Annotated in this window: 5 protein-coding genes; all 5 read left to right on the forward strand. The window is 50.9% G+C overall.

Annotated elements, in window-relative coordinates; genetic code table 11:
* Positions 1 to 72: 72 nt before the first annotated feature.
* The 5 genes from ACX1C1_RS15695 (at position 73) to ACX1C1_RS15715 (ending at position 12,726) form a co-directional block, all read left to right on the forward strand.
* On the forward strand, positions 73 to 966 hold the full coding sequence (locus ACX1C1_RS15695; protein WP_458953110.1) for an ABC transporter permease: 894 nt from the start codon (positions 73 to 75) through the stop codon (positions 964 to 966).
* Positions 967 to 981: 15 nt separating this feature from the next.
* Positions 982 to 1,872 carry a carbohydrate ABC transporter permease gene (locus tag ACX1C1_RS15700; RefSeq protein ID WP_458953111.1) on the forward strand — a complete coding sequence of 297 codons (891 nt, stop codon included), beginning with the start codon at positions 982 to 984 and terminating at the stop codon, positions 1,870 to 1,872.
* A 49-nt stretch (positions 1,873 to 1,921) separates the two neighbouring features.
* Positions 1,922 to 3,571 (forward strand): extracellular solute-binding protein, encoded by a 1,650-nt coding sequence (locus ACX1C1_RS15705; RefSeq protein ID WP_458953112.1) that lies wholly within the window; start codon positions 1,922 to 1,924, stop codon positions 3,569 to 3,571.
* 102 nt (positions 3,572 to 3,673) lie between these two features.
* Complete coding sequence (locus ACX1C1_RS15710) at positions 3,674 to 6,691, forward strand: glycoside hydrolase family 2 TIM barrel-domain containing protein (protein ID WP_458953113.1); 3,018 nt, start codon at positions 3,674 to 3,676, stop codon at positions 6,689 to 6,691.
* 74 nt (positions 6,692 to 6,765) lie between these two features.
* Positions 6,766 to 12,726, forward strand: coding sequence for an S-layer homology domain-containing protein (locus tag ACX1C1_RS15715; protein WP_458953114.1), 5,961 nt, complete (start codon positions 6,766 to 6,768; stop codon positions 12,724 to 12,726).
* Positions 12,727 to 12,792 lie beyond the last annotated feature (66 nt).

Here is a 12,792-nt window from a genome sequence, read left to right on the forward strand (position 1 = left end):
GATACGATGATTGGGCACCTTGGTGAAAGCGCTTTATAACAATAGGATTTTTTGGAAACTGGAGGGAGTCATGTGTTAAACCGCTGGAAACGACATTACGAGTTATACTTGTTATTGCTTCCAACACTGCTTTATTTCGCTGTATTCGAGTACGGGCCAATCTATGGTCTGCAAATCGCGTTTAAGAACTTTGCCCCCTTCAAAGGAATTAGCGGGAGTCCATGGGTCGGATTCGACAACTTTCTCCGATTCTTTGATAGCTACAAGTTCTGGGATGTGCTTACGAACACCTTGACGATCAGCTTGTACGAGCTGCTGCTGTTCCCGATACCGGTTATTCTGGCATTGCTTATTAATCAATTAACAAGCAAACGCTTCAAGAAGCTGGTTCAGACGGTTACGTATGCGCCTCATTTCATATCAACCGTCGTCATCGTAGGGATGCTCAATTTGTTTCTGTCTCCAAGAAACGGAATCATAAACCAGCTATTGGATACGCTAGGGCTGGAGACGATCTTCTTTATGGCTAAGCCGGACTGGTTCGCTTCCATCTTCGTGTGGTCGGGTGTGTGGCAGAATGCAGGCTGGGGAACGATTATTTATTTGGCCGCGCTAACTGCTATCAATCCGGAGCTGCATGAATCCGCAGTTGTGGATGGAGCGAATAAATTAAAACGTATTCTTTATATTGACCTGCCCAGCATTATGCCTACAGTCATCGTGCTGCTTATCCTTAGCGTCGGCAACTTTATGTCCGTTGGCTTTGAGAAGGTGTATCTCATGCAGAATCCACTTAACGTTTCTTCGGCAGAGGTCATCCAGACATATGTGTACAAGACCGGCCTGATCGGCGCACAGTACAGCTATTCCGCTGCGATTGGAATGTTTAACTCGGTTATCAATTGTTTGCTGCTGCTGACAGTTAATTTCATAGCGAGGCGCTTTGGCCAGAACAGCTTATGGTAGAGAGGAGTCAACACGATGGAAACATGGAGTCGCAGCAAAGGTGATAAATTATTTGATTGGACCAATATCGTATTCTTTCTTGTTATTCTCGGCATCGTCATTTATCCGTTGTATTTTATAATTATTGCTTCGTTCAGCGATCCTGATCTGGTCAATGCCGGGAAGGTGCTGTTTATTCCGCAAGATATTTCGTGGATCGGATACGAGCGAATTTTTGGAGATGCGGAAATTTGGAACGGATACACCAATTCCATTATATACACCGTACTCGGTACGATCTTTCGAGTTTCACTTATTATTACAGGCGGATATGCCTTGTCCAGAAAGGATCTTCCTATGGCAGGCACACTGATGATGCTTATTTTGTTCACCATGTTCTTCCATGGAGGGCTCATCCCAACCTACCTGCTGGTCAAGGAGCTTGGCATGGTCGATACAATGTGGGCCATGATTGTACCCGGTGCGGTCAGTGTCTATCAGCTCATCATCGTAAGAAGTTTCTTCCAGTCTAATATTCCCCAGGAAATGCTGGAAGCGGCAATGATGGACGGCTGCGGCAACTTCAAGTTTTTCGTGCGAATGGTGCTGCCGTTATCTCTGCCGATCATCGCGGTTATGGTCCTGTTTAATGCGGTGGCGATGTGGAATTCTTACTTCCAGGCACTGATCTATCTGAATGATGCCAGCCTGCATCCGCTGCAAATCGTGCTTCGCAAAATATTGATCATTAGCGAAGCACAGATGGACCTCATTGACGCCTCGGGTGATGCGGCAGAGGAGCAGAAGGTATCCGAGCTTATCAAATATGGTATGGTTGTTGTCTCCAGCCTTCCCGTTCTTGTGCTGTATCCGTTCCTGCAGCGCTACTTCGTCAAAGGTGTCATGATCGGCTCGGTGAAAGGTTAACTGAGCTTCATGAATAGATGCTTTACTACTATATAGGAGGTCAAAAAAAATGAGAAAAAAATGGTTCGTAACCAGTACGGCAATGCTTGTAACGATGACAATGTTAGCTGCGGGGTGCTCCAATGGCGGCAACAACAACGGCAACAACGGAAACAATGGCGGCAATGAGAGCGCAAATCCTCAGGAGAGCAACGCGCCGGTTGAGGACGCCATCAAGTTCCCTCTTGATCAGCCGGTTGAACTGAGTATATTCGCGGCAACAGATCCGCAGGTAAAAAAGGATTACAACGAGATGCAGATGTTCAAGCAGCTGCAGGAGCAAACCAATGTCAATGTGAAATGGACCATGGTCAGCACAGAGCAGCTGGTTGAGAAAAAGAATATTACGATCGCCAGCGGTCAGCTTCCGGATGCGTTCTTCGGCAGAGGCGTGCTGAAGGATGAAGAGGTGATCAAGCTGAGCAGCCAAGGCGCATTAATACCGCTGGATGAGCTTATCGAGGAGCATGCGCCTAATCTGATGAAGGTATTCGAGCAACGTCCGGAATTCAAGAAGCAGTTGACTGCGCCGGATGGACATATCTACTCACTTCCAACAACGGTAGAACGTGATTTCAATGGCATTCCTTCGGCTATGTTTATAAATAAGAAATGGCTGGATGATCTTGAATTGGCAATGCCGACAACAGTCGACGAGTTCTACAATGTGCTGAAAGCGTTCAAGGAAAAGGATCCAAACGGCAATAAGAAGGCGGATGAGATCCCATTCTCCTTTGTCTTCGGCAATAACTCGCAGAATAACACTAACGCAATGGCAGGCGCCTTCGGCATCCCGAATGACGACAACCGCAATCATTTGTATATTGACAACGGCAAGGTGAAATATGCGCCAGAGCAGCCGGAATATGAGACCTATCTTCAATTCATGAGCAAGCTCTACCAAGAAGGTTTAATGGATCAAGAGGTGTTCACGCACAACTTGAACGCGTACCAAACGAAGATTCGCAGTGAAGTGCCGCAGGTTGGCGCATTCTTCAGCTATTCGCTTGGCTCCATCTTCGGCGATGTCCAACATGATTATGTAGCTGTACCGCCGCTCAAAGGCGCCAATGGCGAGCAAGGCTGGCTGCGTATGCCTGTAGGCTTCAGCATCGGCTCGTTCGCAATCACGAGCAGCAACAAGAACCCTGAGGTTACGATGAAGTGGATCGATAGCATCTATGATGAGAAACAAAGCTTCCAGTTCGAATCCGGTCCGTTCGGTCTGACCTCCAAAGAAAATGCGGACGGTTCCATTGAGAAGCTTCCTGCTCCAGAAGGTGTGGCGTTCGGAGCGTTCAAGCATTCCGAAGCACCCGGCAACGGTGCAGTAACGATTGTGCTGAAGGAAATGGTAGATCGTTATATCGATGCTCAAGCGGATGAGAAGCGCACTTATTACAATATGTACGATGCTTTCGCGCCAACAGAAATTTTGCCATCCATGCTTATGACGACAGAAGACATCGAGACGCTGGCTCCAATCGAGCTGGACCTGGGCGAGAAAAATGGCTTCTATTCCACGAACTTTGCACAATTTGTTATGAACGGCTTCACGCAAGCGGATTGGGATGCTTATATCGCTCAACTGAAGAAGATGAACATTGATACGTATGTGTCCATTTACCAAAAGTATTATGACGCTTACCAAGCGAAGTAAATAGTCGTCTGGCAGCATGACGAACCTGGAGCTTGCTCTCCAGGTTCCATTTATATTCGGTGTAATCAAGATTTAATTGAGTTTAATTGAGGTGAGAACGTTATGCTGCAACTGACAAAATATTGGGACGATCTACACGTCCTGCATGTGAATCGCGAGGAGCCTCGCGCGCATTATATACCCTACGCAGATGAACGCTCGGCGCAGTCGGCTAAGCGAGGGCAGTCTCCATTCTATCAAACATTAAACGGACAGTGGAAGTTCCGGTACTATAACAGCGTACATGAAGTAAAGGACGCCTTCTATGAGGACGGTGTCGATGTCAGCGGCTGGGATGATCTGATCGTGCCTTCTTGCTGGCAGTCAAACGGCTATGATCAAATGCATTATTCGAATGTTAATTATCCTTTCCCTTGTGACCCCCCATTCGTACCTGATCGCAATCCGGCAGGCTTGTATATCCGGGACTTCCAGGTTCGAGAGGAGTGGCTGGACAAGCGAAAGCACGTCGTATTCGAGGGTGTCAATTCCTGCTTCTACTTGTGGGTAAACGGTTCCTTCGTCGGGTATAGCCAAGGAAGCCGTATGCCGGCAGAGTTCGACCTGTCGCCTTATCTCAGGAGCGGCAGCAACCGACTGGCCGTTATGGTGCTGAAGTGGTCGGATGGCTCCTATCTAGAGGATCAGGATGCCTGGCGGTATTCTGGCATTTTCCGGGATGTCTACCTGCTGGCCCGCAGCGAGAGCCGAATTCGTGATGTATTCTATCGGGCGGAGCTGTCAGAGCATCTGGATCAGTCCGTTGTGCAATGTACAATCGACACGCTAGGCTCTGTAGACGTATCCATTCAGCTTGTTGATTCCTCCGGAGTGAAGCGGGGAGAAGCATCAGGAACGATCGATGGCTCCGCCACGTTCAGTCTGACTGTGGAGCAGCCGGAGCTATGGCATGCGGAACGTCCTTATCTCTACAGCTTGTTCGTTAACGGCGGCGATGAGGTGCTTCACTTCAAAGTGGGAATGAGGAAGGTTGAAGTTCGGGATGGCGTGTTCCTGATAAACGGGCAAGCGGTAAAGCTGAAGGGCGTCAACCGACACGATTCGCATCCTGAGCTTGGCCAGACGATTCCGCTTAAACATATGATTCAAGATTTGCATCTGATGAAGCGACATAATGTGAACACGGTCAGAACCTCTCATTATCCCAATGATCCTCGTTTCCTTGATTTATGCGATGAGCTGGGCTTCTATGTGATCGATGAGGCGGATCTGGAGTGTCATGGTGTATTGCCCGCCGGTGATTATCATATGCTGGCCAAAGATACGGCTTGGGAGGCTGCATTCCTGGAGCGTGCGATTCGGATGGTGGAGCGTGACAAAAACCATGCAAGCGTCGTCATGTGGTCTATGGGCAACGAATCGGGTTATGGCGTCAACCATATTGCAATGGCGAGATGGACCAAGGAGCGCGATCACTCCCGATTGATTCATTATGAAGGGGCAGCACTCAAGTACAACGGGCATCCCGATACGGATTGTCTGGATGTCAACAGCCGTATGTATGCAACGGTTCAGGAGCTGTTGAATTATGCAACGGATGAGAGCTTGAACAAACCTTTGCTGCAATGTGAATACAGTCATGCCATGGGCAATAGCTGCGGCGATCTGCAGGATTACTGGGATGTCATCTACAACTATCCGAAGCTGATGGGAGGCTGCGTATGGGAATGGTGTGATCACGGGATTAAACGTGTGACGCCGGAGGGAGAGGCTTACTTCGCCTACGGCGGTGATTTCGGCGAAATGCCGAATGACGGGAACTTCTGTATCGACGGGCTGGTCAGTCCGGACCGAATTCCCCATACCAATCTGCTGGAGCTGAAGAAGGTTATCGCGCCTGTGCTGCTGGAGGCGGAGGAGCTGACGAAGGGGCTGCTGCGTGTCACGAATCGATATGATTTCATCGATCTGTCGGAATGTTTGATGGCCTGGAAGGTCGAACGAGACGGCGAGACCATCCAGCAGGGCGTGCTGCCTGTTCTCCATACGGCGCCCAAGCAGACTGAGATCATCGAAGTGCCTTATTCATCCCCGGCTGCAAGCGGACGCTGGTTCCTGCATGTAACGGTTATGCAGCGCAGCGATGCGCCTTGGGCGGCTGCAGGGTATGAGCTGACCAGCGAGCAGTTCGAGCTGCCGGCCCCTCACTTGTCCGTGGAGCAAGAGGGGACGATTGCCTGGAGTTCATCTATGACTGTCCGGACACACGGTACGGAGGTAGCAATTACAGGTTTTGATTTCCTCCATGTATTCGACCTCCAAGCGGGTTCCTTCACACAAGTGACCAAGCATGGAGTTCCCCTTCTGCAAGGCATGCCGAAATTCCATATTTGGCGGGCACCGGCAGACAATGATCGCAAGATCAAGGTGTTCTGGAGACAGGAGGGCTACGATCGTATCGAGACCAAGGTTTACCGTGCCGAGATGACGCTGGCCACTGCTGAACGGGTCAGATTCGAGGTCGAATTCTCGCTTGGCGGCTATATCAAGCTGCCAATTCTGAGGGGAACTGCGATCTGGGAGGTCGATGGTGCAGGCGTCATTACAGTCGTGACCGAGATGAAGGTTCGCGAGGAGCTGCCGTATTTGCCGCGAATCGGCCTGCAGTGGATCATGCCTGGAGGCCATGAAGAGGTGGAGTACTTCGGCTATGGTCCTCATGAGAGCTATGTGGACAAGCGGCGGAGCGTGAGGAAAGGGAAATACGCATTGACCGTTGACGACATGCATCAATCCTATGTGGTGCCGCAGGAGAACGGTTCACGTTATGGAACAGAGTGGGCGACGGTAAGCAATGCGCTTGGCATGGGTCTGATGTTCACAAGCCCGGGGAGCGAATACTCCTTCCAGGCGCTGCATTATACACCGGAGGACATGACCTTGGCTATGCATACGCATGAGCTGAAGCGGCGGAAGGAGACGATTGTTCACCTTGATCATCGGATGAACGGTATCGGCTCCAGCTCCTGCGGAACGGATCTGCTGGAGGCTTATCAGCTAAGTGACAAACAATTTGCCTTCAAGTTGCAGATTGCCCCCGTTATGAAGGAAGACGAATAAGAGATAGAAGCGATGGCAGCCGGAATTAGCGAAAGCATGGATGACGGCTGTCTTTCGGTTCGAGGAGGCCCATTATGAGGAAATCGATTGTCTTATTGTTATGTATGTTCATGATCAGCGCGCTGGCTGCACCGGCACTATCCGTTGCATCACCGCAGCTGTCCACGGCCCAGGAGCTTGCGGACTATCTGAAGACAAAGATGGATGCGAGTGGAGATCCGGCAAAAATCAAATTAGCAGACGCGGGGTCAACGGTGCAAGTAAGCACTCCCGTCACGCTTAATGAGTCCTTTGCCGTTCCAAGTGGAATCAAGCTGCAAAGCTTTGTTCAGATGAGCATTCAAAGTGCCATTGTGGTATATGGCAAGCTTCAGGACAGTCGTGCGCTTGAATTTCGCAGAAACGGCATAGTAGGGACAGGAGCAGGCTCCATCGTCCTACAAGCGGGAAGCAGCTATTACCAGCAGGGCGTAGAGGTTGTAGGCGCCAATGGTTATTTCATGCTAGGCACCAATGCGAGCGTGACATTAAAGGCTGAAAATGGATTCCTGATTACCTCTGGGACAGTTACGGTTCCTGCAGGCAAGACGGTAACAGCCGATATGGCCAAAAGCATTCTTGTCGCGGATGGCGCGACGCTGGTGGTCAACGGAACGATTGCGGAAGGTATTGTGCAGTCAACGACGCCGCCGGGCCAAGCGGACTTGACGGCTCTCAATCAAGCCATTGCCGGAGCTAACACAAATCGGGCATCGGTCTCCGTCAGCGAGGACGGCACCGATATAACCGCACCCGGCATGTGGGTGAGCCAGGCTGTTATGGATCAATATGAAAGCGCTATTGTGGCTGCGACAGCGGTAAGGGATCAAGCCGGTGTGTCCCAGCTGGAGGCAGATAGCGCCGTCACCCAGCTTGCATCAGCTTCAAGCAGCTTTGATGCTGCCAGGCAGCAGGGGACGGGCAACGGTGTCATTCGGATTGCGACGGCTAGTGAATTGGTCGCAATGTTGCAAGCGCTCACAATTGATGATTCCAAGGTGAAGCTGAATGGCAATACGGCTGAGCTGTATGAGCCTGTTGTGCTGGATAAGGAGATGTCTATAGCAAGCGGCGTGAAGCTGCAGCTCTTCGCACAAGCAACAGTCAACGCCAGCCTTGATATCTATGGCATTGTGCAGGACAGCCGGGCTGCAGAATTACGCACAGGCGGTTTAATCGGAACGGGTACAGGGAAGGTCAACTTCTACACGGGAAGCAGCTACTATCAGCAGGGAACCGAGGTGATTGGCGCAGGCGGCATCTTCCGCTTGGGAGCCGACACGAGAGTGGCCGTTCGAGGTAATCATCATCTGGATCTTGCAGCAGGCATGATTACCTTGGCTAAGCCGGTGACAAGCCAGGTATTCGCCAAAATAACGGTATCGGATGAAGCAACCTTCAACTTCTCGATCGCGAATATCGGAGAGGGAGTTGCGTATTTCCCGGCGGGTCTTAACAAAGTACAGCTGACAGAGGCGCTGGCCATCGCAGAGGCCCATCGCGACTACACTGGCTCCAGCATAGATGGACAGGATATCGGGTCCGATACCCTATGGGTAACACCTGCTGCAAAGGAGGAATATGCAGCCAGCATTCAGCGTGCAGCTGCCGTTCGTATGGATTCGGATTCGACGGAAGCAGATTACGGCAATGCACGGACGGAGCTGGAGGCTGCGACAACACAATTTGTTGCCGCCAAGGGGGCGGGAGGACTTCCTGTTGCAGAGATGACAACGGCTGGTCAGTTGCTTTCGGCCATACAGGCTTTCCAGACCGGTGGGGAAGAGGTCGTCAGAGCGCTTAATAACGAAGTCGTTAACGGTATCACCTACCAGGTCATTGAAGTGTTCAAGCCGGTTACAATCACCAAAAATATGACGGTGCCTGCAAATGTTCGCTTGAAATACACAGCCCAGATGACGGTACATGGTGTCATAACGGTGAAGGGACAGCTTCAGGATTTCCGTGATGAAGGTTTCATTATCGGCAATGGCGCGGTAGGTGCTGGAGGCATTGGAGCGGTTCAATTCATGCCGGGCAGCGCGCTGTATATCAAAGGAAAGGGCGAGGCGATTGGACCGACAGGCCTGCTGGCGCTGGATGCAGACTCGGTGCTGACGCTCTATGCCAAGAGCAGATTGGAATTGTCGCAAGGCTCGGCCCAAGTGCTCAAACCGCTTATTGTCGCTCTGACCACTGACGCCACCATTGCGGAGGGGACAACTCTTACCGTTATTGCATCCATTCCAAAGGAAATAAACGTTGTCTCCTACGGGAAGTTAATTGATGCAAGCATTCAGAATACGGAAGCCAAGCTGGGACTGGTAGCGACAGTTGCTGCTTCGTCTGATGAAGGCGTTGTGACGGCGGAATTGCAGGAGGGGCGCATCTATCTGACAGCAGGAGCCGCTGGCTCCGGACAGGCGAGAGTGACGTTAACCTCGGCAGACGGCAAGACGGCATATATGGATGTCATTGCAGCAAGCGGTGCCATTATCGACAAGATGGTCGTGAAGTATGGAGCGTTATCCGCGAGCGAGCTTAAGACGCTTATTTCTACGAGAACCACGGAGCTCGAAGAGCTGATAATTCAAGCAGAGTCCAGAAATCTGGATGCGGAGCGGGAGAAGGGAACAGTATGGTTCGCCAAGGAATACGACAAATATGCAGACTGGGATGAGCAGAACATGGCTGTGAACAAAAGAATGTTCGCCGTAATTCCTACCTACAGCCCTGGAGGACGTTCTCCGGAGGAATTGGCCGCGGAGCTGCCTGAATTTGAAAGAACTGAAATTATTGCCATGTTGGAAACGGCCATTGCGGAATTAAGTGAAGTGCTGGATGGCTCGGTCACAAGGAGACCTGTGCGTCTTGTGGATTGGGATGGTGTAACGCTGCAAGGCAGCAACTTCTACAGCAACGGTAAACCTGTGTTTTTGCATGATTATTTCTCCAAGCCGCTGGATGTATCGAAGGATAATACGACACTCTACAACCATTATCTCGGCAGTATTGATCTTCCTCGTTCCATTAATCCCAGCTTTGTTAGCGATAGCAATGGTACGCCGACGTCGGATAAATATGGGGATCTGCAGAATCGCCCTACAAGCAATATGGGCTATACCATCTTATGGCATGACCCAGCTCCGGCTTGGGCGGTCAGTCAGAATGGGGATACGATGCGTGATGGCATTACAACCTTCACCAAATATGATATTAATCATCCCGCTATTCGATCGATATGGAAAGATGTGCTTGCCAATACAGGACCAATCACATCCGGCAAGCCCTACACGGAGCTTGGCTACCTGTTAGCCAATGAGCCGCATTGGTTTCTGGAGAAGGGCCACTGGGCCGTCGCTAAGAAAGCGAACGGACAGGAGGGGATTTCGGATATTGCGCTCCAACAGTTCGCTGATTGGCTGCAGGATCGACATGGAACAATAGATGTGGTGAACGCGTTGTGGGGCACCAGCTTTATTAGCTTTGATGCGGCAGCAAAATGCGTTATTCCGCTGGACAAATCGTACAAGGGCACGCCGGCAGGATATGATGTATCCCTCTTCAATATGGAGAGAGGCACGGAGTGGCTGACCTTCTTGCATGATGAGGTGAAAGCTAATGATCCGGATGCCAATACACATATGAAGCTGATGCCGGACCTGTTTGCCGAAGGCAATCGCACGCACGGTATTAACTTTGAGGATTTGACCGAGCTGGCGGAGATCATCGGCGACGATGCGAAGACGCGCAAGGTGAACTTCAAAGCAACGGGATCGTCGGAGGATTGGACGGAGCATTATGCGTACTACTGGAAGGAGCTGGGCATGTCTTATGACTTCATGCATTCTGTCAGTCCAGAGAAGGCGCATGTTAATTCGGAGGTGCATTTCCTCTCCACAGTCGCATACAGAGATCTATATATGAAGCCGGAATATGTCCGTTCTACTTACTGGCTGGCAACCGTTCTGGGCATGGACGCAGGCTTTACCTGGTATTGGGGCAGAAACCCGGACGGCTCCATTGAGAATCGACTGATGAATACAACGGTGCAGGGCTTGCTGGAATCTTATCCGGGGACAGTTGCCCAGCAGCCGCGTGTAGCGAACGAGTTGAGTAAAACAATGATGGATCTTAATGCGTTCTCGGAGGAAATTGTACAATTCCAGACGCAAGAGAAGCCAATTCGTATTTTTTATTCGGAAACTTCAGCGATTCAAGACGAACATTATATGGATGATCAGTTCGAATTGTATGAAGCGTTGAACTTTGACGGCGTTCCGATCGGCTTTGCCACGGAAAGTATCATTAAGAAGCAGCCGAACTCTGCTTGGGATGTCATTGTTGTACGTGAGACCCCGAACGTAACGGATGCGGAGTTCGCCGCACTGCAAAGTTATTTGGATGCGGGCGGCACGATCATTATCGATGGTGAAAGCTTGGCCTTCAATGAGTATCGTCAGCCGCGGACTGCGTCGCTTGCAGCCGGCAATGGCACATTGATTGCGATGAACGGCGATGTGACGGCTATGGCCGATGAAGCACTGGATATGCTGGGCGCGGCCAACAAGCTCTCTCCAGTAGAGCTGAAGGAATCCAACGGCTTAACTCAGAAGGGAGCAATATGGCGGGTTGTACAGGCATCCGACCATTCGTATGTCATGACGATTATTAATGTAGGAAAAAATAACGCCGAGCTGGAAATCGCGATGGCGGATCAGTCTCCCGTGACCATTACCGATATGATGACCGGGAAGGAGATGGCTGCTGACTTCGTGCTTCCGTCGGAAGGTGTTCTGTTATTGGAGGTTCAAGTGCATGAAAAGGAGCAGCCAACTGCGCCTAATCATCCTGCAACTCCAGCGCCTCCCGTGTCGACACTAGACCCAGAGGTTGAAGTGATTAGCAATCCTCAGGCGGTTGACGGCGTAATCAAATGGAGCGTGCCGGCGAACAAAAACAAGGTGCTGCTGCCGGCTCAATCCTTTGGCGCTCAAAGCCAGAGCAAGCTGCAATTGCTCGCTGACGGGCTTGCCATTGATATACCGGCCTCCGTATTGAAGGACCTGACTTCGAAGGTGGAGCTAGCTGCACGCGAGGGAGCTTTTGTTGCCGTTTCCTTTGATAAGCTGACTGAGTCCAGGGCACAGTCACTTGTGGCTGCGGCGATGGCAGCTGGCAGTGTTCAATTGACAGCAGCTACGCCAATCATAGACTTCACACTGAGCATTGTGGATCAGAGCGGCAAAGAGATCAAGCTGCCCAGCTTCAAGGAGCCGATTACGATATCCTTGAGACTGAACGAAGGGACGGCGAAGCTTTCTCAGCTTGGCATGTACTTCATGAAGGAGGACGGCACGCTGGAATATGTAGGCGGAAGCGTTCGTGATGGAATGCTGGTTGCTGCTGTACGGCATTTCAGCACCTATGCAGGCCTGCAATATAAGAAAACGTTCAAGGATGTACCTGCGGATTATTGGGCTGCGCCTGCGATTGAGCTTCTGGCTGCCAGAGGGATCGTAACCGGTGTGTCAGCAGATGAATTCCAGCCGAAACGAAGCGTAACACGGGCCGAGTTTGCAGCATTGCTTGTGCGTGCGCTTGGATTAAACGCTGAGAAGGATCAAGCTGTTCCGTTCATAGATGTTGATGCTTCAGATTGGTATGCCTACCCAGTTAGGGTTGCTTACGAGAATGGTCTTGTAACCGGCAAAAGCACAGATCGGTTTGCTCCTGACGATATTATCACACGACAAGAAGTGGCTGCAGTACTCATGCGCGCCAAATCCAAGCTTAGCCCAGACCATGATGAAACTAAAAACGATGCCGTAGATGTAATAGATCTAATGCAAGCCAGTGACTGGGCGCAGCAGGCCATCCGTGACATGTTGAAGCTTGGCTGGATGCAAGGACGCGGCGATAGTCGATTTGCTCCGCTTGAGGATACCAAACGAGAGGAGGTTGTACAGGTCATTGTCAGAATGCTAGCTATCTGAAAGGACTGCGTGGGTAATAGAGCCCGGATGATTATCCGGGCTCAACAAACTTGAGGGAGGAATTAA

It is taken from the genome of Paenibacillus sp. strain BS8-2 (genome assembly GCF_054483835.1).